Below are 22271 nucleotides of genomic sequence, written 5' to 3'. Positions count from 1 at the left end.
GAATGGGCCGCCAGGGAGAAAACGTGCCGCGTCAGATGTTCTGCGCGTTCATTTCCTGTGCGATATATTCCGCCTGGCGGATGGCCAGCGCCACGATGGTCAGCGTCGGGTTGCAGGCCGCCGAGGAGGTGAACTGGCTGCCATCCGAGACAAAAAGGTTATCGATGTCATGCGCCTGGCCGTAGGCATTGACGACGCCCTTGGCGGAATCGGCGTGCATCCGGTTGGTGCCCATGTTGTGGGTCGCCGGATAGGCGGGCAGCTCATAAACATCAGTAGCGCCGACGGCCTCGTAAATCTGCGCCGAGGTCTCATACATATGTGCCGTCATCTCGTAGTCGTTGTTATGCGGGGTCTTGGAGACGACCGGCACCGGCAGACCGTGCTGATCGGTCTCGCTGCCGTGCAGGGTGATCGCGTTTCGCTCCTGCGCCAGATCCTCGCCCAGCACCCAGACTCCTGACATCCGGTCGTAGTTTTCCAGCGCGCCTGCCACGCTGCGGCCCCAGCCGGTGTTTCCCGGTTCCAGGAAGGCGGCCATGAACGGCAGGCCAAGCGATAGGAATTCAAGGTAGTAACCGCCGCTGAACCCGCGCGAAGCGTCGTGGTAGACCTCATCGCCGACGATCCCGGCCACCGAGGTGCCGCGGTGCATATGCACCTTCTCCGGCAGCACCGCGTAGACCCCGCCGGTGGTGTGGTTCATGTAGTTCTTGCCCACCTGGCCGGAGGAATTGGCAAGGCCGTCCGGGAACATCGCGGAGGCCGAGTTCAGCAGCATCCGCGGGCTTTCGATGGAATTGCCCGCGACGCAGACAACACGCGCCTTCTGGCGGTGCTGGTTGCCCTCGCTGTCTGCATAGACCACCGCGTTCACCTTGCCTGCATCGTCATGCTCGATCCGCAGAACCATCGCATCGGTGCGCACCTCGCAGTTGCCGGTGTCCTCGGCGCGGGGCAGTTCGGTGTACATCGTCGACCACTTGGCGCCGATGGCGCAGCCCTGCATGCAGAACCCGATCTGCTGGCAGGCCGGGCGGCCGTCACGTTCAACCGAGTTGATCGCCATCGGTCCCGAGCGGTAATCGCTGCGCCCGGTGCGGCGGCAGCCTTCGGCCAGCACCCGGAACCCGTTGTTCCAGGGAAGATGCGGCATGCCGGTGGTTCTGCCGGTGACGCCCATCTTCAGCTCGGCCTTTTCATACCACGGTGTCATTTCCGCCAGGTCGATCGGCCAGTCTTCGACATTGGCGCCGCCGATTTCGCCATAGGTGCTGCGGGTCTTGAACTCGAAATCCTTGAACCGCAGGGCGACGCCCGCCCAGTGGATGGTCGAGCCGCCATAGCCTTTGACGATCCAGGCAGGCAGCGTCGGGTGGTTCACCGCCCCGTGCCAGCCGCCGCCGGAATAGCGTTTATCCATCCAGGAGATTTTCTGGAACATTGCCCATTCGTCGTTTTCGATATCGCTCAGGTCAAACCGCTTGCCAGCTTCCAGAACAACCGATTTGACACCCTTCTGGGCCAGTTCGTTTGCCAGGGTGCCACCGCCCGCGCCGGAGCCGATGATGACAACCACATTGTCGTCGTTGAGGTCGAATTTTGTCATGTCAGCCTCCCCTTATGCCTGAACGTCGGCCATGCGTTCCTCAAGGGTCGGCCCCTCGGGAACAAAGGTGATGTCGGAGAACCCACGGTCGATGTAGCCGCCGTGCTCAACTGAGGAGCCCTCGTAGCCGAATAGCGGCCAGACCTCCTTGTTGTCGTAGATGCCAAAGTAGGCGGTCCAGCGGACCCCCTGAAAGAAGCCCTCGTCCTGAAAATGGCGCAGCAGGCCTTCACGCGCGTCCGGGTCTTCGATGCCAGTGTAAGGGGTGCCGAACAGCTCCTGCGCCTTGGCGTCGATCCGCGCCAGGCCATCAGTCAGCCCACTGGCGGTCGCCGCATCCGCTTCGGCGTTCTTCCTCACTGTGGCAGCAATCGCCTCGTAGTGTGAAACCTGCAGCACATCCGGATGCGGGTAGATATCCTGGATCATCCGCAGCAGGCTGGCGCCCTGCGCCTCGTCGAGCACCGCTGATGACGCAAAGGATGCGCTTCCGAGCATGGCATTGGTGGTGACGCCGGCCAGTGTGGTCGTCATCAGGAACATGCGGCGGTTCATGGCGGCACTGCCGCCCTTCTCCTTGCCGCGCCGGTGGAATCTGATTGTCATGGTTACTCTCCTCCCAGTGAGTGGTGTTGATGCGGTCAGGCCGCTTGTTTTTCGCGGCGCGTCAGAGCAGTCAGCCGGTCCTCCGCGGCTCTGATCAGGGCGCCGGGAAAGGCTGATTGGCCCATGCTGCCGGGTAACAGCGCGTCCAGGGCAATATGAGCACCCGTCCGTAAGGGCGGTTCTGCTGCAAAGGCGGCGGCCTGCAACTGCCGAAGCACCGGCCACAGATCCGGCTGCGGCGTCCGGACGAGAATCGCGGCATGCGCCAGCACAACCCTCTCCCGCGTCGCGGCGCGCCAGCGCTGTGCGGTGCCAGCCAGCTTGCGGCCGCCTGCAAGAACGTTCCAGGCGCCATCGCAGAAGGCGCCCGGGCAGGCGCCGGTTTCTGCGGTGATGTCAAACCGGGTCAGCGCCTCAGTCACCGCGCCGCAGATCATCCGGTAGCCGTCTTCCACCGTGAAACCCGCCGCACAGGGCAGCACCATGGCAAGGTTCAGGGTAGATGGTCCTTGTGGAACAATGCCGCCGCCGCTTCCGCGCACGGTGACCGGCCAGCCCTGTTCGGCTGCTTCGGCCATCAAGCGTTGCATACCATCCCTACGTGCTACGGCAGCCGGAACCACCAGTGCGTTTTCTGCCGCCTGCCACAGCATCAGCGCAGGCTTACCCTTCTTCAATAGGGTGGCTTCGCGAGCTATCCCTTCTGCGGCAATGGAAAACGGCGGGGTGATCATGGCGCGAAACCTTCGATCGCTTCGCAAAGCTCCGTCAGGAACTCCGCCGCCGGGGCACCGTCGATGGCCCTGTGGTCAAAGGTCAGCGACAGGCCCGCATAAGGCTTCCAGGCGATGCCATCGCCGTCGCGCACCGCGGTTTCGACCGTGCGTCCAATGCCGAGAATGGCAATCTGCGGCGCATTCAGGATCGGCGTGAACTGCTCCACCCGGCTGAGGCCGAGGTTGGACACCGTGAATGTGCCGCCTGTCATCTCCGGCACCGTCAGCTTGTTTGTCCTTGCACGGGCCACCAGATCCCGCCGTGCGGCCCGCAGGCCTTCAAGGTCCAGGCTTTCCGCCCCGAAGATCGCGGGTGCCGCCAGCAGGTTGCCCGGCAGGGCGATGGCAACCCCCAAATCAATGGCATCCGGCAGATGCACCGCGCGGTCCTGCACGGTGCCGTTAATGCCCGGATGGCGCCGCAGGGTGCGAACCACCGCGCCTATCAGCAGGTCTTCGACCGACAGCGCGGTGCCGGATTCCTTGAGGTGCGCCTTGGCCGCCAGCAGTGCAGTCATGTCTGCCCGTGCATGGTGGGTCAGCTGCGGCGCGTCGCGCAGCGAGGCGCACATCTTGTCAGCGATCATCCCGCGTGCCCCGCGCAGTGGAACCACAGCAGGACTTGCCGCCTGCACGGTCATGAGACCGCCCCGATCACGTCGCCCTTGGCCGCAACTTCGTCCTGCTGCTTTGCGATGCTCAAGGTGCCGCTTGCCGGTGCGGTGATTTCGTACTGGACCTTGGCCGTCATGATCTCGGCAATCAGCGCGCCCTGGGTGACTTGTGCGCCGTCACTTGCCAGCCAGGCGGTGATGACGCATTCGTCGTCGCCCTCCCACAAGCCGGATGGAATGATGATATCGTTTGCCACTTGGCAATCTCCTCTTGGCGCCGCCCCGGCACTGCGGGGCAGCTGATTGTTTCCAGGAATTTTGAGTGCGTTCAGGCCGGAACCGGCGCCCCGCAAAGGTCGCGGGCAGCTGCGGCGATCTTGTCCGCATTGGGCAGGCAGTGCTGCTCCATCACCCGGGCAAAGGGGATCGGCACATCCGGATAGGCGATCCGCCGCGGCGGCGCCTTCAGGTCTGCCATGTTGCTCTCGGTGACCGTGGCGATGATCTCACCCGAGACGCCGTAGCTGTGATAATCCTCATCGACCACAATCAACCGCCCGGTCTTGGCGACGCTGGCGCGCACCGTTTCGCGATCCAATGGCACCAGCGAGCGCAGATCGACCACCTCGGCGCTGATGCCTTGTAACGCCAGCGCATCCGCGGCCTTCAGCCCGTGATGCACGCCCTGAGCAATTGACACGATCGTCACATCGCGCCCTTCGCGGGCAATAGCCGCCTTGCCGATCTCAACTTCATAGCTTTCTTCCGGCACATGGGTAATTGCGCCCGCCTCGGTGCCCAGCCAGCCCATGCCCTGCAGTCCCTTGTGATACATGTAAATCACCGGGTTCGGATCACGGATTGCCGCCGTCATCAGCCCTTTGGCGTCATAGGCGTTGGAGGGACTCACGACCTTCATGCCGGGCAAATGCGCAAAGCTGCCGTAAAGGCACTGCGAATGCTGCCCCGCATCCGAATAGCCGCCGCCGGTGGAGGTCATCAGCACCATCGGCACGTTGACGTTGCCGCCCGAGAAGTAGGTGTTCTTGGCCATAAGGTTGTAGATCGCGTCAAAGCAGACGCCGAAAAAATCCACAAACATCAGCTCAACCACCGGCTTCATGCCATCCTGCGCCGCACCCACCGCGGCGCCGATGAACCCGGTTTCGGAAATCGGGGTATCGCGGACGCGCTTCTTGCCGAATTCCTCCAGCAGGCCGCGGGTGTTGCCGAAAACGCCACCCAGCTCCGCAATATCCTCGCCCATCACGAACACGCTCGGGTCATCACGCATTTCCTGCGCCGTGGCCTCGGCCATCGCCCGTGCAATTGTCAGTTTCCGTTCATTTTCCATGTGTTTTCCTCCCTAGAGCCTTCAGGCAAAAACGGCTGTCAGCGCGTCTTCGGGTTTCGGATCGGCGCTGTTGCGGGCAAAGCGGATCGCCTCATCCACCGCCGCCTGGGCGCCGGTTTCCAGCGCGTCCAGTTCGGCATCCGTAAAGCTGCCGCCAGCCAGCAGCCGGGCGCGCATCACCGGGATCGGGTCCTTGGCGAACAGCCCGTCTTTCTCGCCATCGGGGCGGTAGCCCTCGGCATCGCCCATGAAGTGGCCCGCCAGCCGGTAGGTTTCGACCTCGATCAGCGTCGGGCCTTCGCCGCGGCGCGCCCGTGCGATGGCTTCGCCCGCCACCTCGTAGATCTTCAGGGGGTCATTGCCGGGGATGTAATGGCCGGGAATGCCATAGGCCGCCGCCCGGTCCGAGTTGCGCTTGATCGCGGTGGAGGCTTCCTTGGAGACCGAAATCCCCCAGGCGTTATCCTCAACTATAACCACCATCGGCAGCTTCCAGACCGCCGCCAGGTTCAGCGCTTCGTGAAACGCGCCCTGGTTTGCCGCGCCTTCACCGATGAATGAAACCGCAACCCCCGGCTTGCCCTGGATCTGGCGCGACAGCGCCGCGCCGGCGGCGGGTCCCATGCCTTGCGCGATGATGCCGGAACAGGCGAAGTTCACCTCGGCATCGAAGATATGCATATGGCCGCCGCGGCCGCCGGACAGGCCGGTTGCCTTGCCGAAAATCTCGGCAGCCATCTTCTTCAGGTCTACGCCCTTGGCAATCGCCTGATGATGCGGGCGGTGCGTGGCCGTGACCACGTCCCCGGCCTCAAGATGGGCGCAGACCCCCACGGCAACAGGCTCCTGACCGTCCGACAGGTGCATCTCACCCGGGATCGGACCGTCCGCCATGTTGAAGACAGGCGATTTGCCTTCCATATAGATCTTTTCGATGGCGTTCTCGAAACGACGGCTTGTCACCATCTTTTCATACATCCACGCCAAGGTGTCTTTTGCTGGCTGCATAATTCCTCTCCTCCTTGTCAGGGAAAAGGCTGCCGCGCTGCCGACACCGTTGACAGCGTTTTCAGGTGCTCGTGGACGGTTCGTGAAAAACTGTCTCATTCTACAGGGCTGCGAGACAGCCGCTAGAAAAACGAAGCACTAGGATTGTTGTTATGCCGCCGCTGGGAAGAGCAGAGGCGGGAAGTCTGATATCCCTCAGGGCTGCACCGAGCCGGAATCACTGAATGTGCTGCGGGCAAGAACTGATGCCTTATCCAGGAATTGCCTCTTGTTTCCTTCAGTCGGGAAATTGTGGCAGCTGCGGATGCGATTGGCGCTTTGCCGATTTAATTTCTATATGTGCTGGCTGTGTCTGCCGCATCTCAATAGCGGCAACGTTGCACTTCGGGCTCGAGTACCAGAAATTGTGCGATCTCTTGCAAGACCTTGCGTCTCGAATGTTGAGCCTGGCAGTAGCCAGTTGAGGTTATGGAAGACGCAGCCAAGCTGCGGAACTGGATGGCCTGTTCGGTGAAACCCGCTGCATTGCAGAAAGGCTGCTGTTGCAGGTGCAAAGAAGTTCTCGCGTTTTCTGCAAGCGCATTCTCCGCAGCTGCATAAGTCCGGATTGTCCTGTGTGGATGGCGTCTGCTTTGCAAGGAAAAAATGCGTTGATTGCGCGGTTGGTCAGTACAGTCCTGTGTCCGGCCTTTGATCGCGGCGTCGATACTTGCCGCTGGCCTTGACGGGTTCCGCAAACCTGCTCCCAATCGGCGACGCGAACCTGTGAGTTCAGGACAAAGCACGGGATTTCAGGTTTTCGGATGACCGCACGTGCCATCCGTTGCCCGGCAGGCGATTTGCACGGCAAATCTGCCGAGAGGGGGCATTCGTCTTGCAAATCGGTTTTGTTCGGCTCCTTCTATGCCGCTGATTGGCGGTAGTACGTATCTTTGGTGCGGATCGCCCAGATGATCCTGGCCGCCTTGTTCGCCATAGCAATCGTTGCGAGGCGGACGGGTTTGCGTCCAAGAAGCTGCTTGATCCATGGATGCACACGTTCCGGGTATCCACGTGCACGCTGTACTTGAGAGGTCATGCCGATCACGAGCAATCGTCGAAGATAGCGATCACCTTTTTTGCTGATACGCCCCAAACGCTCTTTGCCACCGCTCGATCTGTTAAGGGGTGTCAGCCCCTGCCAGGCGGCAAACTCACGTCCGTTCTTGAATTGGCGACCGTCGCCGGTGGTGGCCACAATGGCCGAAGCGGTGACGGGGCCAACGCCTGGCACTTTCCTAATCCGTTTGGCGCGCTCATCGATCCGGGAATGATACTCTATCAGCTTGTCATAAAAGGTCACCCGCTCATCGAGAGCAACAACCTGTTCGCAGAGTGTTTTGAGCATGCTCTTGGCCACATCAGGCATGTCTAGGCAGCCGTCCGTCTGAAATGTCTTAATGAAACGCATCGCAGCAACCGGTCCGTTCCCGATCACATGGCCAAACTCACGAAGAAGACCGCGGATTACGTTCAACATCCGGGTCTTTCGGCGGACGATAAGCTGTCGCACCCGATGGATGGTCAGCAGGGCCTGTTGCTCTTTCGACTTCACAGCAACAAACCGCATGGTCGGTCGTGTGACGGCCTCGCAGATTGCCTCCGCATCGACGGCGTATGTCTTTCCGCGCTTCACATACGGCTTCACATAGACCGCTGGCATTAGCCGCACATCATGACCGATCGCAATTAGTTCACGCGCCCAATGATGTGCAGATCCGCAGACCTCAATCCCAACAAGACAGTTTGGCAACGCCTCAAAGAAATTGAGCATTTGTTTGCGCCGGATCGAACGATTGAAAACAACTGTTCCGTCAGCGGAGATACCGTGAACTTGAAAAACGTCCTTTCCAAGATCCAATCCTATTGTCGTAACTTCCAAGGCGGAGCTTCATTCCTAGCTGGTGAAAACATCTGCACTATGCCGCATTGCGCGACGGTTCGGTGCAGACGCCATCCACTCTTCACCAGTTCGAACAACGCGCAGCGAATGGCCACTGTATCGTGTGTTCTCTTTGTGTTCCTCACAATCCCCATCTGTGCACGTTTGGGGCGGTTGGGCCTTTAACTGAGATGAATATTTTGTCTTGATTTTGCCCCCATTACAGAAGGTCAGGCGCGGGCCTCATGTTGGTGCTATACAGGAGGCAGTTCACCCTCCAGCCATTCCAGAAACGCCCGCGACGCCGGGGTGCTGGCATGGCTGGGGGGCGGCAGCAGGAAATAGTTCTCCAGCAATTCCGCTGAATGCCCGCTGGGTTTGACCAATTGGCCGCTTTCCAGCAGCCCGCCTGCCAGCGTGTCGTGCGACATGGAGATACCGGCGCCGTTCACCGCCGCTGTCATGGCGATCACGTAGGTGGAGGCCAGGTTGATCTCGTGATTGCGTTCAAACGTGCGCCCTTGCGACTTGAACCACGCCCCCCAAGAGCCTGTCACACCGCCGCAATCCAACAGGGTCCCGGTCTCGAAATCAACTTTGCCGTCCTGATAGCCCGGCGCGCAGACAGGGTAGAACCGGTCCCGCGTCAGCCGGACGGCGGCGGCCGACATGTCGGCAGGGCGGCCAAAGCGGATCTCGGTGCCTGCATTGGCGGCATGGCGTTCGGGATCCCAGATCGGGGTCACGATGTTCAGCACCAGCCAGGGGAACTTTTTGTACAGACGGGGCAGGCGGGGTGACAGCCAGAACACCGAAAACGCCATATTGCACTGCAAAACCAGGTGCCGCCCCTGATCGCCGCCGGTGAAAGCCTGCGTTCCGGCTGCAATCAGGTCAAAGGCCTCGCGCACGATGGGCATGTAGTTGGCGCCGGCTTCGGAAAGTTCCAGCGCGCGGGTTTTGCGGATGAACAGCTCGCGGCCCAGAAAAGTCTCCAGGCTGCGCACATGCTGGCTGATCGCCGATTGCGTCAGGTTCAGCTCGCCTGCGGCGCGGGTGAAGGACAGATGCCGCGCGCTGGCCTCAAATGCGCGCAGCCAGGTGAGCGGGGGCAGCGAAGAAGAGGGCGAGGCAGGAGAAGACACGGACGCACGACCTATGCATTAATTCAATTAATGCATTAGCGCTGAATCAATCATTTGTCAGCCGGCAATTCTGCTGGCACCACTTGTGCATCAACAGTTTCGGAGGCGTCAGAATGAACAAGCAAGCGGATCTCAGCCCGAACCTCACCCATTGGCAGGAGCGCGTGGACATGGCTGCTGCGTTCCGCTGGACGGCCAAGCTGGACATGCATGAGGCGGTGGCCAACCACTTCAGCCTGGCGGTGAACGACGACGGCAGCCAGTTCCTGATGAACCCGAACCAGGTGCATTTTTCCCGGGTCAAGGCCTCGGATCTGTTGCTGCTGGACGCCAATGACCCCAAGACGATGGAGCGCCCCGATGCGCCGGACCCGACCGCCTGGGGGCTGCACGGCTCGATCCATCGCCTGTGTCCCCATGCGCGCTGCGTGATGCATGTGCATTCGATCCACGCCACAGTGCTGGCTTGCCTGGCCGACAGCACCCTGCCGCCGATCGACCAGAACACAGCGACCTTCTACAACCGCTATGTGATAGACAACGGCTTTGGCGGCTTGGCGTTTGACGACGAGGGTGCGCGCTGCGCGTCGATGCTGACCGACCCCAAGGTCAAGACCATGATCATGGGCAACCACGGGGTGCTGATCATCGGCGACGATGTCGCGGATACTTTCAACCGTCTCTACTATTTTGAGCGCGCCGCCGAGACTTATATCCGGGCGTTGCAGACCGGTCAGAAGCTGCGGGTGCTGAGCGACGAGATCGCCGAGAAGACCGCGCAGGAGCTGGAGGATTATCCCAGCCAGGCCGAACGCCACCTGGCCGAGCTGAAGGCGATCCTCGACGACGAAGGCGCCAATTACGCGAGCTGAGCAGGCAGTCCTGGAAGGTGCGGAAGCCACGGGTGGTCAGCGGACTGCCCGGAGGTTTTCTGCACCCGTCTGACACATCACTTCAGCCATCCGGAAGGTTGCAGATGCCTGATTATATCCCCACAAATGCCGCGTCTTCCGGGGTGAAGCTCGACAAGAAAACGCTGAAATCCATCGCTGCCCGCAGCGATAAACCCGGCCTGATCTATATTGGTCAATGGTTTGCTTATCTGGCGGCCACCGGCGCGCTGGTCTGGGCAACGCTCGGCACACTCTGGGTCTGGCCCGCGATGCTGCTGCATGGCATCTTCCTGACCGTGCCGGCCTATTCCTTCAGCCATGAAACCGCGCATGGCACGGCCTTCCGCAGCCGCTGGCTGAACGAGGTGGTGCTGTGGGTGACCTCATTCCTATACATGGAGGAGCCGCTGCACCGCCGCTACACCCACACCAACCACCACACCCATACCTGGCATGTCGGCAAGGACAGCCAGATGCCGTTCGACACGCCGATGGGCTTTGGCGGCTGGCTGGCCGAGATCACCGGCTTTGCGCTGTTGCGGTTCCACATGCAGGTGTTCGTGCATCTGGCGGCGGGCCGCTACACCGATACGATGAAGATGGTCACGCCGGAAGACGAGTTCGCCAGGATGACCCGCAACGCGCGCATTATGCTGATGATTTATGCGCTGATCGCCGCGGCGCCGTTCTTTGGTATCTGGTGGGTGGTCTGGTTCCTGGTGATCCCGCGCATCCTGGGTGCTCCCGTTATGCTGCTGTTCACGCTGATCCAGCACGTGGAGCTGCAGGAGAATTCGCCTTCGATACTGGAGAGCACCCGCTCGTTCCGCAGCAACCGGCTGGCCGAGTTCCTCTATATGAAGATGAACAACCACGTCGAACATCATCTGTATCCGCAGGTGCCGTTCCACGCGCTGCCCAAACTGGCCAAAGCGGTGCAGGATCAACTGCCAGAGCCGGATCCGGGCTTCTGCAAGACCAATCTCGAGGTGCTGTCAGTGGTGCTGCGCCGCTCGCTTGGCCGCCCGACCAAGGCCGCCAGCATCCGCCAGGCGCCGCATATGATCACCGGGGGCGGCCCGGTGGAACGTGTCGCGCAGCGGACAATGTGAGTTATGCCGGAATACACCAAACAGGAGCCACAGCATGAGCCAATGGATAGACGCCTGCGCCACCGATGACATCGACGAGGAGGACCTGATCGCTTGGCAGCACGAAGGTAAATCATACGCGATCTACAACACCGAAAAGGGGTTCTTCGCCTCGGATCTGATGTGCACGCATGAAGAGCAGAGCCTGGAGGACGGGCTGGTGATTGATTGCGTCATCGAATGCCCGCTGCATGGCGGCCGGTTTGATATCTGCACCGGCAAGGCGCTGTCGGCGCCGGTGCATCTTGATCTTAAGACCTATCCGGTAAAGGTCGAGGGCGGCCGGGTTTTTGTGAACATCGCCTGACCCGCGTCTCCCCGGCCAGTGCTTCGCCGCAAAGTAAGCCGCCGGCGCCCCATTGGGGCCGCCCTTTTGATCGGCTTGCAATCTGATCCTGATCAAGGCGGCAGATTCTCACTCTCCCTATGCAAGTACTCAAAGAGACTCGGCAGTTATAGGAGAAACCCCATGTTGCGCCTTGCATCCATTCTTTACTCGCTGATCGGCAGCAGCCTGGCGGGCATTGGCGTCATTGTGGTTCTGGTCGCAGGCATGACCAATGTTCCGGCCATCCTGGCCTCGGCGGCCATTGGGGCTGTGCTGGGGGTGCCGGTTGCCTGGCTGGTGGCCAAGCAGCTTTACGCCCGCGGCGCCTAGGCGCTCAGGAACACCCGCGCGGCGGCTTCGAACTCGCGCGGCTTTTCGGCGTGCAGCCAATGGCCCGCACCGGGTAGTTTGGCAAAGCGGGCGGCGGGAAAGCGCGCACGGATCTCGTCGCGGTGTTCGGGCAGCACATAGTCCGATTCAGACCCGGACAGGAACAGCGCAGGCCCCTCCCAGGCGGCATCCGTCTCAGGGAAGGACATAATGTCCGGCATCTGATCTGCCAGCGTGTCCAGGTTCAGCTTCCAGCGCTTGTTCGCAATATCCAGCGACTGGGTGAAAAAGCTTTGCAGCGCAGGCTCCACTCCGGCCTTGGCCAGTTGCGCGGCGGCCTCAGGCCGGCGCTCCACCGTCTCCAGATCCACTGTGCGCATGGCGTGGATGTATTGGATCTGGGTGTGGCCATAGGCGACCGGCGCAATGTCAGCCACCACCAGCCGGCGTACCGTATCAGGGTGGTTCAGTGCCAGCGTCATTGCCGCCTTGCCGCCCATTGAATGGCCGATCACATCCATTTGCCCGCCGTGGGCGGCAATCACTTCGGCCAGGTCTTCGGCCAGCTCAGGATAGCTGTGGCTTTTGGTCCGCGGGCTGTCGCCGTGGTTGCGCATATCAACGGCAACCACCAGCCGCTCATCCGACAGGCGTTTGGCAATAACACCCCAGTTCCGGGCCGAGCCATAAAGACCGTGGGCAATCAGCAGCGGGGTTTTGTCGGTGGCAGTGCCATGTGTGATCGTGTTCAGCATAAGTTCTAGATACCCGCGCAGGCAAAGGCTTGCCACCCCCATTGAGACAGCTGCAGGCGCAGGCTAGGGTGGCGGTGAACAGCAGCTGAGGGAGAGTGCCGGAATGGCCGCCAGCCTGGACCAGGATATCGAGGACATCCGCACGTTGCTGAAGGAGCGCGAACAGGCCTCCGGCGATCTGGCCGCCGCATTGAAACGGGCGCGCCGCCGCCTGCCGCGCCGGATCTACAAGCAGGGCATGAAACTTGCCGATGCGCTGCCGATGCTGGAACACCCCAAGTTGCGGCCGACGGTGGACGAGAAACCGCTGCGCGGCGCCGCCCGCGAAGTGAAGGCGCATTTGCAGAAAGTCGACCTGGCCGACCGGCGCAAGGGCTTTTGGCTGGGCGTGCTGGGCAGTGTGGCGTTTTCCCTTCTGGTGGTGCTGATTCTACTGGTCGTTGTCTTGCGCTGGCGCGGCCTGATCTGATTTCCTGCTTTACGCCGCTGCTGCCTGCGGTATTTTGAACGCGGTTCAAGATGAGGTCAGGGCGCCATGGCAGGCAAAGTAGAAGCGCGCAAGGCGGCGCTGCGGGAAAAACTGGTGGAAGCGGCAGAGATCCGCATTGCCCGCGACGGGGCAGGGGCGTTGCGCGCCCGTGATCTGGCCGAGGATGCGGGCTGTGCGCTGGGGGCGATCTATAACGCTTACGACGATCTGAACGCCATCATCATGGCGGTGAACGGGCGCACCTTCCGCAGGCTGGGGGCTGCGGTCAGGGCATCCGTGGCGGATGCCGGTGCGGAACCTCCTACTGCCCGCCTGATCCTGATGAGCAACGCCTACCTTCATTTTGCCATCGGCAACACCAACCTGTGGCGGGCGCTGTTCGATCTGCAGATGACCGCAGAGGGGCCGGTGCCCGGCTGGTATCTGGACGCGCTGGAGGGGCTCTTTGCCAATATCGCCCTGCCGGTGGGGGAACTGTTCCCGGGGATGGGGGCAGAGGAAACCGGCCTGATGGTGCGGGCGCTGTTCTCCTCTGTGCATGGCATTGTGCTCTTGGGGCTGGAACGGCGTATCTCGGGGGTGCCCCCGGAACAGATCGAAACGATGATAGCCCAGGTTCTTAATCAAATCGGCAAACAGTAATTTTTGAACGTCGTTCAAAATAGTTCTTGAACGACGTTCAAAATCATGCGATCACTCCCCTTGTGAACGATGTTCAAGATGGAGGAAGAGATGTTCGCCACTCTGAAGACCCTGATCACCGGTGCCAATGCCCGGGCTGAAGAACAGCTGCGGGAGACCTATTCGATCGAGCTGATCACCCAGAAGATCCGCGAGGCCGAAGGAAATCTGAAGGCTGCCAAGCTGACCCTGGCCAGCCTGATCCAACGCCAGCGCGCGGAACAGCGCCAGATCGAAACCCTGCAAATCCGCGTAGGGGACCTGATGGCCCGGGCCGGTGAAGCGCTGGAAGGCGGGCGCGAAGACCTGGCGCAAACTGCGGCACAGGCAGTGGCCGAGATGGAGAATGAGCTGACAGTCCGCCGCCAGACCCTGGACCGGCTGGAAGCCCGTATCCTGCAGCTGCGCCAGTCGGTGGAAACCGCCAGCCGCCGCATCACCGATCTGAAACAGGGCGCCATAGCTGCCCGTGCGACGCGGCGCGAGCAGGACATCCAGCGCCGCCTGCGCCGCCACACCGGCGGTGACAGCCCGGCCGAAGAGGCCGAGGCGCTGATCAGCCAGGTACTGCAGCGCGATGACCCGTTCGAGCAGGGCGAGATCCTGCGCGAAATCGACGGCGAGCTGGCGGGCAGCACCATCGCCGATGATCTGGCAGACGCCGGTTTCGGCCCCCGCAGCCGCAGCACCGCTGCTGATGTGCTGAACCGGCTGAAAGTTAAAGATTGACCGGGCACAGCCCAGGCATCACCCGGACCGCCGGGCAACCTAATGAAATTTTTGAAAACTGGAGCAAAGACATGTTTACCGACAGCACTGACAATAAACTGATTATCCTCCTGAACGTTGCCGGCGTGGCCATCGCCTATGCGATGCTGGGGGTGTCCCTGTGGCTTTCCACCGAAGTACCGCTTGCCACCAAAGGCTATTGGGGCATGGGCGTGCTCTTGCTGACGCTCAGCTTGATCAACGTGGTGAAGTACCGGTTCGATCATCGCTCCAGCGAAGACCGTATCCGCAAGATCGAAGATGCCCGCAACGAAAAGCTGCTGGAAGACGCGCTGCTGGACGCGAAACAGGATCTTTGATCCGCATTAAGTGAAACAGGCCCGGCGCCCGCCATCTATTGGCGGGCGTTTGCCGTGCCGCCGTATTCAGCCAGCCGGCTTTTGCCACTCCATCAGGTAGAGATAGGGAGCCCGGTTGTAGCTGTCCGCCCGCTCGCCGCCCGTCGCCATGGGTTCGTCAAAATGGGTCAGCTGCAGCCCTGCGTTCAGCAATGCCTGCATGTAGAACGCCTGCGGCCGGTGCCAGTTCTTTATCCGCATCCCATTCCATTCGCCCCAATGGTGGTGTTCCTCGAAATAGCAGTCGATGCACATGTTCGCCGCGCCCTCCTGATCACGTGTCCAGCCTCCGCCTTTGGACTGCGAGGCTGTGATCCAGCTGTTGAGGTTGGCAATCAGCAGATGACCTCCCGGCGCCAGCACCCGCGTCATCTCGGCGATTGCACGTTTCGTGTCCGGGATGTCGATCAGTGTCAAATAGCTGACTACGATGTCGAAACTGGCGTCTTCAAATGGCAGAGCTTCTGCAGTGCCTTTTACAAACCTCTGATCAGACAGGGCTTCTGCATGCCGGAGGAGGGCATCTGTCGGATCCAGGCCGGTTACGTTTCCTGCGAAGGGCGCGAGCATCCGGCAAAACCGGCCCTCGCCGCACCCGACGTCAAGAATGCGCGGGCTTGGCCGGAGACGCACACGATTCAGCATCGGGTGATCCAGAACATGTTGCCGGCTGAAGTCGCCGCTTACCCCCATCAGTGTGATCCAGGCGTCAGCAGAGGCCTGCCATCCATTGTCCATCACAGGCTCTCCCATACTGCATACGCGAAAGGGGAGTAGTGGTGGCTGACAGACGTGCCGTCAATAAAAAACGCCGCGGCTGTGTAGGGCCGCGGCGTTTGGTTTTTTGTGTTCTTCAGTCTCTTACAGGTTCGGATACAGCGGGAACCTGGCGCAGAGATCCGCCACTTTGGCGCGCACCGCGGCTTCCACATCGGCGTTGCCGTCTTCACCGTTGGCCGCCAGCCCGTCAATCACCTCGATGATCAGGTCGGCGATCTGGCGGAACTCGCCCTCGCCGAAGCCGCGGGTGGTGCCTGCGGGGGTGCCCAGACGCAAACCGCTCGTCACGGTGGGCTTTTCCGGGTCGAACGGGATGCCGTTCTTGTTGGTGGTGATATGGGCGCGGCCCAGCGCCTTGTCGGCGATGTTGCCGGTCACACCTTTGGGGCGCAGGTCGACCAGCATCACATGGGTGTCGGTGCCGCCGGTGACGATGTCCAGGCCGCCTTTGATCAGCTGGTCCGCCAGCGCCGCGGCGTTGGCGCGCACCTGCTTCTGGTAGGTTTTGAATTCCGGCTTCAGCGCTTCGCCAAAGGCCGCCGCCTTGCCGGCGATCACATGCATCAGCGGGCCGCCCTGGATGCCGGGGAAGATCGCCGAGTTCACTTTCTTGGCAATCGCTTCGTCATTGGTCACGATCATGCCGCCGCGGGGGCCGCGCAGGGTTTTGTGGGTGGTGGTGGTGGCCACATGCGCATGCGGGAACGGCGAGGGGTGCTCACCGGCGGCGATCAGGCCCGCGATATGGGCCATGTCGACCATGAAATAGGCGCCGACGCTGTCTGCGATTTCCCGGAACCTGGCAAAGTCGATCTGGCGCGGAATGGCGGAGCCGCCGGCGATGATCAGCTTGGGGCTATGCTCGGTGGCCAGCGCCTGGATCTGGTCGTAGTCGATCAGGTTGTCGCTTTCGCGCACGCCGTAATGCACCGCGTTGAACCACTTGCCGGACTGGTTTGGGCGCGCGCCATGGGTCAGGTGGCCGCCGGAGGCCAGATCCATGCCCAGGATGGTGTCGCCGGGCTGGATCAGCGCCTGGAACACGCCCTGGTTCGCCTGGCTGCCGGAGTTCGGCTGCACATTGGCGAATTCGCAGCCGAACAGCGCCTTGGCGCGGTCGATGGCCAGGTTTTCAGCGACGTCGACATACTGGCAGCCGCCGTAATAGCGGCGACCCGGATAGCCTTCGGCGTATTTATTGGTCAGCACAGAGCCTTGCGCTTCCATCACCGCCGCCGAGACGATGTTCTCAGACGCGATCAGCTCGATCTCGTCGCGCTGGCGGCCCAGCTCGGCGGTGATCGACGCATAAAGCTCAGGGTCGCGCTCGGAGAGGGGTTGGGTGAAAAAGCCGGGGTCACGGGTCGCTTCAGTCATGGTGGCTCCGTTGAGTAAGGATCAGAATTGAGGGATTTCCTATCGGAAACTTCCTTGCGCAGGAAGCCTGTAAAGCGACATTTCCCTGCGACAGAACGGCAACTATGGTCTTTGCCGGAAAGCTGTGATTGTTTCGGAACCAGATGCCTAACACCGGAAACAGATTTCATGAGTTTGAGAATCGCCTTTCTGGCCAGTGAGGCCGAAATTGCGCAGCAGGCCCTGGGCACTCTGCGTAACAGATACGGGCATGTGCCGCCCGCCGAAGCCGGTATTGTTGTGGCTCTGGGCGGCGACGGTTTCATGCTGCGCACATTGCTTGCGATGGTGGATCACCCGGCGCCGGTGTACGGGATGAACCGCGGCACCGTTGGCTTTCTGATGAATGAGTACCGCGAAGACGGGCTGATCGAGCGGCTTGAAGAAGCGGTGCAGGAAATCATCAATCCGCTGTCGATGACCGCAATGGACCGTCGCGGCGCGGTGCATAAGGCGCTGGCCATCAACGAAGTGTCTCTGCTGCGGGCCGGACCGCAGGCGGCGCGGCTCAGAGTATCCGTGGACGGGCGCGTGCGGATGAAGGAACTGGTCTGCGATGGCGCCTTGGTCTCCACCCCTGCGGGCTCCACTGCTTATAATTATTCTGCCCATGGGCCGATCCTGCCGATCGGGGCGGATGTGCTGGCGTTGACGGCGATTGCCGCTTTCCGGCCGCGGCGCTGGCGCGGAGCGCTTTTGCCTAGCAACGCAATGGTGCGCTTTGATGTGCTGGAGGCCGGTAAACGTCCGGTGATGGCTGACGCGGATTCGAATTCGGTGGCCGATATTGATTGGGTTGAGATCCGCACCGATCCGCAAATACGCCATAAAATCCTGTTCGACCCGGGTCATGGCCTGGAAGAAAGACTTATATCCGAGCAGTTTACGTAACCGTTTAACGAAGAGTTCACGGATTTGTGAACATCCCGGTAACGATTATATGCGATGGTTTACCCACAGGCGGATGTGGGTGGTGATTGCCCAAGGGCAGAATGCCACAGTGCCGTACCGGCGTGTTTTGTACGTTACCTGTTTATTTAGTTTCCTGCCGGTCATGCCCACGAAACCTGCGCCAGAACGCCAGGTTCGCTGAACGCGGCGCGGCGACCGCTGTTTGTAGTGAGTGATCTCGGTATGGAAGTTCCCCGGGGGCGGTTCAACCCGTTCCCCGGGACCATTGGCAAAACTGGCATGAACTGGCAAAACGGGCGTGAACAGGCTGCGCGTGAAGATGCATACTCCCGCCATTGCTGCCCATCCGGACTGCTTCGGGGCAATCTCCAATTTGAACCTTTGGGACCCGCTGATGCTGCCGTTTACCGGCTGACTGTGAAATCAGGCGCCTCCGCCGGCCTGTATCTGGTCCCACAGCGGCAGGCACATGCGGCCTGCACGGGCTTCTATCGCGGCGCAGGCGTCCACTGCCAGATCCTCGCGCCAGCGGCGGGCGGCGATCTGCACGTTGATGGGCTGCGGCCCGTTCGGCAGCTGCGCCAGCCGGGCGGGGACCGAGGCGGCTGGCAGGCCGAGGAAGTTCATCGCATAGGAATAAACTGCGCAGCCGAGCACCTCATGCACGCCTTCGGCGCCTTCGGTGTCGCGGTCCGGCTTGAAAAAGGGCTGCGGCAGGAACGGCGACAAAACCAGCGGGTATTCTTCCATGAACAGGGACCATTGCCGCGCGTAATGGGTGCGCTTGGCCATCATTCGCAGCAGCTCATCGCCAGCAAAGGGCGGGAACTCCTGGAAATAGACGGCAAAGATATCGCGTACGGTCTGGGAGCCTGCCGCGTCCACGTCATCCTTCATTAGCGCATAGACCTCGCCCATCAGTGCGCGGTAACCGTTGCGCCCGGCCTCGAACACATTGGGCGGTTCCGCGTCCTCAACCAGATAGCCTGCGTCGGTCAGCGCCGAGCGGGCAAAATCCAGCGCGGCCTCGACTTCGGGGTGCAGATCATAGCCATGGGTGTTCTTGGTGAATGCGACCTTAACCGGACCGCTCACCGCTTCACCGCGCCAGGCCACCGGCACATGGAAGGGGTCGCGCGGGTCTGCGGCAATCAAGGAGGGCATCGACAGATGCAGGTCTTCTGCCGAGCGCGCAATCAGCCCTTGCACTGACATCAGCTGCGCCAGCAGCCCGCGTTCGGCGGATTGGCTGGGGTTCCAGGCCGGCACCCGGCCCAGGCCGGGTTTCACTGTTACCGCGCCGTTGGCGGCTGCTGGAAAGCGCAAGGATCCGCCTATGTCGTTGCCATGCGCCAGTGCGCCGATCCCCGCCATCACCGCAGCCCCTGCACCGCCAGAGGATCCGCCGGGTGAGATATGCCGCCCCCAAGGGTTATAGGTGCGGCCATGCAGCGGGTTGTCGGTGTCGGCCCGGAAGGAAAACTCCGGCGTATTTGTCCGCCCGATCACCACCGCCCCGGCCTTTTGCAGGTTTTCCACCACCGGTGCGTCTGCAGGCGCTATCAAATCCTTCAGCGCCGGGACGCCGTTGGAGGTGGCATGGCCCTTCTGATCCACGTTGATCTTGATGGTGACCGGCACGCCATGCAGCGGGCCGGGAACAGCACCGCCTGCGCGTGCCGTGTCAAGCGCGCGGGCGCGCTCCAGTGCCTCGGCGCACAGGTCTTCAACCACGGCATTCAGCGCCGGGTTCACCGCGTTCATCCGGTCAATGGAGGCTTGCACGGCATCTTCGGCGCTCAGATCTCCGGTGCGTGTCCGTTTTGTCAGTTCCGTTGCACTCAGGCGCCATAGATCCGGTTTTGTCATGCTCAAGCCTCCCTGGCCGCAGCCTAGGAGGGCAGGGCTGAGTTGCAAGGGAAACCGGACGGAAAAGGGCCGGAAATCTGCGCGAACTCCACCAAGTTGCAGGACCTGTCAGGTATGTCTGTCAGCGCGACGCGATAAGCGCAGTCGAAAGCGGCAAAGCCTGATCGAAATCATGCTTGGCGGAAGGAAGGATCAGCGGTGCACGGCGAGCCGGCGCGGCAAATGCCAGAATGTCTTTTCTTTGTCATGGGTCTTGCCGCTGCGGGTGATTCCCTGATCACTGCCGCCATATCTGGCGAAAAAGTTTGCAGATTTGCAATTCTGGCGGGGTTTTCCTGAATATTCTGCGGCAAAGACCTGTTTGCAAAGCGGGTTGGATGCAAACCGCAAACCATGTGTAAATTTTGTGAATTCAGGCTGTCTGCCTGTTCGAAACCTGTAAATTTATTGACCAACCTTGCGTGCTGCGGCAGCAAAACTTGCCCGTTTGCCGCTTTCTCGCCTAGGCAAAGAGCAGGAGGAGATGAACACCATGGGATATCAGGACATTTACGCCGGTTGGAAACGGGACCCGGAAGGGTTTTGGATGGAGGCCGCACAGGCAATCAGCTGGGACGAAGCCCCGAAACAAGCGCTGTTTGAAAAGGGCGATGGCCTTTATGAATGGTTTTCCGATGCCAAGGTGAACACCTGCTACAACGCTGTTGACCGCCATGTGGAACAGGGGCGGGGTGAGCAGACGGCGATCATCTATGACAGCCCGGTCACCCATACCAAGCGTGAAATCTCCTATGTCGAGCTGCGCAACCGGGTCGCCACGCTGGCCGGGGCGCTGCGTGCGAAAGGCATCGAAAAAGGCGACCGGGTCATCATCTACATGCCGATGATCCCTGAAGCGCTGGAGGCGATGCTGGCCTGCGCCCGTATTGGCGCCGTGCATTCGGTGGTGTTCGGCGGCTTTGCCTCCAATGAACTTGCCGTGCGGATCGACGATGCCAAGCCCAAGGCGATCATCGCCGCCTCCTGCGGGATTGAGCCGGGCCGCACCGTGCATTATAAACCGCTGCTGGACGGCGCCATCGACCTGTCGGAGCACAAGCCGGAGTTCTGCGTGATCTTCCAGCGCGAACAGGAAGTGGCGGATCTGATACCGGGCCGCGACGTGAATTGGCACGGGTTCCAATACGGTGTGGAACCCGCCGACTGCGTGCCCGTCGAGGGCAACCACCCCTCCTATATCCTTTACACTTCCGGCACCACCGGACAGCCCAAGGGGGTGATCCGCCACACCGCGGGCCAGCTGGTGGCGCTCAATTGGACGATGAAGAATATCTACAACGTCGATCCCGGCGATGTGTTCTGGGCGGCGTCAGATGTGGGCTGGGTCGTGGGCCACAGCTATATCTGCTACGGGCCGCTCATTCACGGCAACACCACCATCGTGTTTGAGGGTAAGCCGGTCGGAACCCCGGATGCCGGCACCTTCTGGCGGGTGATCTCGGAGCATAAGGTCAAAAGCTTCTTCACCGCGCCGACCGCGTTCCGTGCAGTGAAGCGGGAGGACCCCAAGGGTGAATTCGTCAAGAAATACGATCTGAGCTGCCTGCAGCAGGTTTACCTGGCCGGCGAGCGCGCCGACCCTGACACCATCACCTGGGCGCAGGATCAGCTGAAGGTTCCAGTAGTGGACCATTGGTGGCAGACCGAAACCGGCTGGTCGATTGCCGCCAACCCGCTGGGGATCGAAGAATTGCCGACCAAGCTTGGCTCGCCTGCGGTGCCGATGCCAGGCTATGAGGTCGACATTCTGGACGAGGCCGGCAACCCGGTGGCACCGGGCGAGCTGGGCGCAATTGCGGTCAAGCTGCCGCTGCCGCCGGGGACTTTGCCGACGCTGTGGAACGCCGAAGAGCGGTTCAAGAAAAGCTACCTGACGACCTTTCCCGGCTACTACGAGACCGGCGATGCCGGCATGAAGGACGAGGACGGCTATCTCTATATCATGGCGCGCACCGATGATGTGATCAACGTGGCGGGGCATCGTCTCTCGACCGGCGGCATGGAGGAAGTGCTGGCGGGCCACCCGGATGTCGCCGAATGCGCCGTGATCGGCGTGGCGGACAGCCTTAAGGGCCAGATGCCTGTTGGCTTCCTCTGCCTGAACGCCGGCGCCGGCCGCGATCATGGCGAGGTGGTGGCCGAGGTCGTCAAGCGGGTGCGCGAGAAGATCGGCCCGGTTGCCGCCTTCAAACTGGCGCTCGTGGTGGACCGGCTGCCCAAGACCCGCTCCGGCAAAATCCTGCGCGGCACCATGGTGAACATTGCGGATGGCACCCCGTGGAAGATGCCTGCCACGATTGACGATCCGGCTGTGCTGGACGAAATCAAGGATGCGCTGCAAACCATCGGTTACGCCAGCTAAGCATACGCCGGTTCCCTGCATAGAAGCCGCTAGGAAATCCCGCAATCTCCTAGCGGCGCAGGAAACACTATGTCCGGTCGCCGA

The 22271-nt window shown here is 61.4% G+C and carries 23 protein-coding genes; 10 read left to right on the top strand and 13 right to left on the bottom strand.

What is annotated here, in order from left to right; genetic code table 11:
• Positions 1-31: 31 nt before the first annotated feature.
• The 9 genes from K3555_RS11260 to K3555_RS11220 form a co-directional block, all read right to left on the bottom strand.
• Positions 32-1609 (bottom strand): GMC family oxidoreductase, encoded by a 1578-nt coding sequence (locus K3555_RS11260; protein WP_260005129.1) that lies wholly within the window; start codon positions 1607-1609, stop codon positions 32-34.
• Between the two features lie 12 nt (positions 1610-1621).
• Complete coding sequence (locus tag K3555_RS11255) at positions 1622-2215, bottom strand: hypothetical protein (protein WP_260005128.1); 594 nt, start codon at positions 2213-2215, stop codon at positions 1622-1624.
• Between the two features lie 35 nt (positions 2216-2250).
• A complete protein-coding gene (locus K3555_RS11250) occupies positions 2251-2949 on the bottom strand; it encodes a lipoyl protein ligase domain-containing protein (RefSeq protein ID WP_260005126.1) in 699 nt (232 codons plus the stop codon).
• Positions 2946-3578 carry a 2-oxo acid dehydrogenase subunit E2 gene (locus K3555_RS11245; protein WP_260005125.1) on the bottom strand — a complete coding sequence of 211 codons (633 nt, stop codon included), beginning with the start codon at positions 3576-3578 and terminating at the stop codon, positions 2946-2948. The genes K3555_RS11250 and K3555_RS11245 overlap by 4 nt, the downstream gene beginning before the upstream one ends.
• A 50-nt stretch (positions 3579-3628) precedes the next feature.
• Positions 3629-3862: a lipoyl domain-containing protein gene (locus K3555_RS11240; RefSeq protein ID WP_260005123.1), complete on the bottom strand. Its 234-nt coding sequence runs from the start codon at positions 3860-3862 to the stop codon at positions 3629-3631.
• Positions 3863-3933: 71 nt separating this feature from the next.
• On the bottom strand, positions 3934-4959 hold the full coding sequence (locus K3555_RS11235; protein ID WP_260005121.1) for an alpha-ketoacid dehydrogenase subunit beta: 1026 nt from the start codon (positions 4957-4959) through the stop codon (positions 3934-3936).
• 21 nt (positions 4960-4980) lie between these two features.
• Positions 4981-5967: a thiamine pyrophosphate-dependent dehydrogenase E1 component subunit alpha gene (locus tag K3555_RS11230; protein WP_260005119.1), complete on the bottom strand. Its 987-nt coding sequence runs from the start codon at positions 5965-5967 to the stop codon at positions 4981-4983.
• Between the two features lie 901 nt (positions 5968-6868).
• Complete coding sequence (locus tag K3555_RS11225; RefSeq protein WP_260005117.1) at positions 6869-7888, bottom strand: IS110 family transposase; 1020 nt, start codon at positions 7886-7888, stop codon at positions 6869-6871.
• Between the two features lie 254 nt (positions 7889-8142).
• Positions 8143-9033 (bottom strand): LysR family transcriptional regulator, encoded by an 891-nt coding sequence (locus K3555_RS11220; protein ID WP_260005113.1) that lies wholly within the window; start codon positions 9031-9033, stop codon positions 8143-8145.
• A gap of 113 nt (positions 9034-9146) precedes the next feature.
• On the opposite strand from K3555_RS11220, the gene K3555_RS11215 reads away from it, so the two are divergent.
• From K3555_RS11215 to K3555_RS11200, 4 genes are all read left to right on the top strand, one after another.
• Positions 9147-9905, top strand: coding sequence for a class II aldolase and adducin N-terminal domain-containing protein (locus K3555_RS11215; RefSeq protein WP_260005111.1), 759 nt, complete (start codon positions 9147-9149; stop codon positions 9903-9905).
• A gap of 104 nt (positions 9906-10009) precedes the next feature.
• Positions 10010-11038 carry a fatty acid desaturase gene (locus tag K3555_RS11210; RefSeq protein ID WP_260005109.1) on the top strand — a complete coding sequence of 343 codons (1029 nt, stop codon included), beginning with the start codon at positions 10010-10012 and terminating at the stop codon, positions 11036-11038.
• Positions 11039-11072: 34 nt separating this feature from the next.
• Positions 11073-11384, top strand: a complete 312-nt coding sequence (locus tag K3555_RS11205) for a non-heme iron oxygenase ferredoxin subunit (protein ID WP_260005107.1) — start codon at positions 11073-11075, stop codon at positions 11382-11384.
• A gap of 162 nt (positions 11385-11546) precedes the next feature.
• Entirely contained in the window at positions 11547-11735 is a 189-nt protein-coding gene (locus K3555_RS11200; RefSeq protein WP_259984910.1) for a hypothetical protein, read from the top strand.
• Here the strand turns inward: K3555_RS11200 and K3555_RS11195 are convergent.
• Positions 11732-12490, bottom strand: coding sequence for an alpha/beta fold hydrolase (locus K3555_RS11195; protein ID WP_260005105.1), 759 nt, complete (start codon positions 12488-12490; stop codon positions 11732-11734). The genes K3555_RS11200 and K3555_RS11195 overlap by 4 nt on opposite strands.
• Positions 12491-12593: 103 nt before the next feature.
• Between K3555_RS11195 and K3555_RS11190 the strand changes: the two genes are divergently transcribed.
• The 4 genes from K3555_RS11190 (at position 12594) to K3555_RS11175 (ending at position 14749) form a co-directional block, all read left to right on the top strand.
• Positions 12594-12959 carry a hypothetical protein gene (locus K3555_RS11190; protein ID WP_259993705.1) on the top strand — a complete coding sequence of 122 codons (366 nt, stop codon included), beginning with the start codon at positions 12594-12596 and terminating at the stop codon, positions 12957-12959.
• A gap of 66 nt (positions 12960-13025) precedes the next feature.
• On the top strand, positions 13026-13622 hold the full coding sequence (locus tag K3555_RS11185) for a TetR/AcrR family transcriptional regulator (protein WP_260005104.1): 597 nt from the start codon (positions 13026-13028) through the stop codon (positions 13620-13622).
• A 90-nt stretch (positions 13623-13712) separates the two neighbouring features.
• Positions 13713-14390, top strand: coding sequence for a PspA/IM30 family protein (locus tag K3555_RS11180; RefSeq protein ID WP_260005103.1), 678 nt, complete (start codon positions 13713-13715; stop codon positions 14388-14390).
• A gap of 71 nt (positions 14391-14461) precedes the next feature.
• The gene (locus tag K3555_RS11175; RefSeq protein WP_129370559.1) at positions 14462-14749 is read left to right on the top strand and encodes a hypothetical protein; all 288 of its coding nucleotides are present in this window, start codon (positions 14462-14464) and stop codon (positions 14747-14749) included.
• A gap of 66 nt (positions 14750-14815) precedes the next feature.
• Here K3555_RS11175 and K3555_RS11170 read toward each other — a convergent pair whose 3' ends face one another.
• The gene (locus K3555_RS11170; protein ID WP_260005102.1) at positions 14816-15526 is read right to left on the bottom strand and encodes a class I SAM-dependent methyltransferase; all 711 of its coding nucleotides are present in this window, start codon (positions 15524-15526) and stop codon (positions 14816-14818) included.
• 123 nt (positions 15527-15649) lie between these two features.
• Complete coding sequence (glyA, locus tag K3555_RS11165; RefSeq protein ID WP_260005100.1) at positions 15650-16945, bottom strand: serine hydroxymethyltransferase; 1296 nt, start codon at positions 16943-16945, stop codon at positions 15650-15652.
• A gap of 168 nt (positions 16946-17113) precedes the next feature.
• Here glyA and K3555_RS11160 point away from each other — a divergent pair, with 168 nt between their 5' ends.
• Positions 17114-17875 (top strand): NAD kinase, encoded by a 762-nt coding sequence (locus K3555_RS11160; protein WP_260005098.1) that lies wholly within the window; start codon positions 17114-17116, stop codon positions 17873-17875.
• Between the two features lie 444 nt (positions 17876-18319).
• On the opposite strand, the gene K3555_RS11155 is transcribed toward K3555_RS11160, so the two are convergent.
• Positions 18320-19765, bottom strand: coding sequence for an amidase family protein (locus K3555_RS11155; RefSeq protein ID WP_260005096.1), 1446 nt, complete (start codon positions 19763-19765; stop codon positions 18320-18322).
• Positions 19766-20297: 532 nt separating this feature from the next.
• Between K3555_RS11155 and prpE the strand changes: the two genes are divergently transcribed.
• Positions 20298-22187, top strand: coding sequence for a propionate-CoA ligase PrpE (gene prpE / locus K3555_RS11150; protein WP_260008533.1), 1890 nt, complete (start codon positions 20298-20300; stop codon positions 22185-22187).
• The last annotated feature ends 84 nt before the right edge of the window (positions 22188-22271 follow it).

This window comes from Leisingera sp. M527, from assembly GCF_025141525.1.
Classification (GTDB): Bacteria; Pseudomonadota; Alphaproteobacteria; order Rhodobacterales; family Rhodobacteraceae; genus Leisingera.
Note: the sequence above shows the minus strand (reverse complement) of the source record. Positions and strands in the feature narration are given on the sequence as shown.

Excerpts from the sequence above, each read along its gene's own strand:
- K3555_RS11200 (WP_259984910.1), top strand. The coding sequence starts at position 11,547 with ATGTTGCGCCTTGCATCCATTCTTTACTCGCTGATCGGCAGCAGCCTG.
- K3555_RS11255 (WP_260005128.1), bottom strand. The coding sequence starts at position 2,215 with ATGACAATCAGATTCCACCGGCGCGGCAAGGAGAAGGGCGGCAGTGCC.
- K3555_RS11155 (WP_260005096.1), bottom strand. The coding sequence starts at position 19,765 with ATGACAAAACCGGATCTATGGCGCCTGAGTGCAACGGAACTGACAAAA.
- K3555_RS11190 (WP_259993705.1), top strand. The coding sequence starts at position 12,594 with ATGGCCGCCAGCCTGGACCAGGATATCGAGGACATCCGCACGTTGCTG.
- K3555_RS11175 (WP_129370559.1), top strand. The coding sequence starts at position 14,462 with ATGTTTACCGACAGCACTGACAATAAACTGATTATCCTCCTGAACGTT.
- K3555_RS11180 (WP_260005103.1), top strand. The coding sequence starts at position 13,713 with ATGTTCGCCACTCTGAAGACCCTGATCACCGGTGCCAATGCCCGGGCT.
- K3555_RS11160 (WP_260005098.1), top strand. The coding sequence starts at position 17,114 with ATGAGTTTGAGAATCGCCTTTCTGGCCAGTGAGGCCGAAATTGCGCAG.
- K3555_RS11215 (WP_260005111.1), top strand. The coding sequence starts at position 9,147 with ATGAACAAGCAAGCGGATCTCAGCCCGAACCTCACCCATTGGCAGGAG.
- prpE (WP_260008533.1), top strand. The coding sequence starts at position 20,298 with ATGGGATATCAGGACATTTACGCCGGTTGGAAACGGGACCCGGAAGGG.
- K3555_RS11235 (WP_260005121.1), bottom strand. The coding sequence starts at position 4,959 with ATGGAAAATGAACGGAAACTGACAATTGCACGGGCGATGGCCGAGGCC.
- K3555_RS11205 (WP_260005107.1), top strand. The coding sequence starts at position 11,073 with ATGAGCCAATGGATAGACGCCTGCGCCACCGATGACATCGACGAGGAG.
- glyA (WP_260005100.1), bottom strand. The coding sequence starts at position 16,945 with ATGACTGAAGCGACCCGTGACCCCGGCTTTTTCACCCAACCCCTCTCC.
- K3555_RS11260 (WP_260005129.1), bottom strand. The coding sequence starts at position 1,609 with ATGACAAAATTCGACCTCAACGACGACAATGTGGTTGTCATCATCGGC.
- K3555_RS11230 (WP_260005119.1), bottom strand. The coding sequence starts at position 5,967 with ATGCAGCCAGCAAAAGACACCTTGGCGTGGATGTATGAAAAGATGGTG.
- K3555_RS11250 (WP_260005126.1), bottom strand. The coding sequence starts at position 2,949 with ATGATCACCCCGCCGTTTTCCATTGCCGCAGAAGGGATAGCTCGCGAA.
- K3555_RS11170 (WP_260005102.1), bottom strand. The coding sequence starts at position 15,526 with ATGGACAATGGATGGCAGGCCTCTGCTGACGCCTGGATCACACTGATG.
- K3555_RS11185 (WP_260005104.1), top strand. The coding sequence starts at position 13,026 with ATGGCAGGCAAAGTAGAAGCGCGCAAGGCGGCGCTGCGGGAAAAACTG.
- K3555_RS11195 (WP_260005105.1), bottom strand. The coding sequence starts at position 12,490 with ATGCTGAACACGATCACACATGGCACTGCCACCGACAAAACCCCGCTG.
- K3555_RS11210 (WP_260005109.1), top strand. The coding sequence starts at position 10,010 with ATGCCTGATTATATCCCCACAAATGCCGCGTCTTCCGGGGTGAAGCTC.
- K3555_RS11245 (WP_260005125.1), bottom strand. The coding sequence starts at position 3,578 with ATGATCGCTGACAAGATGTGCGCCTCGCTGCGCGACGCGCCGCAGCTG.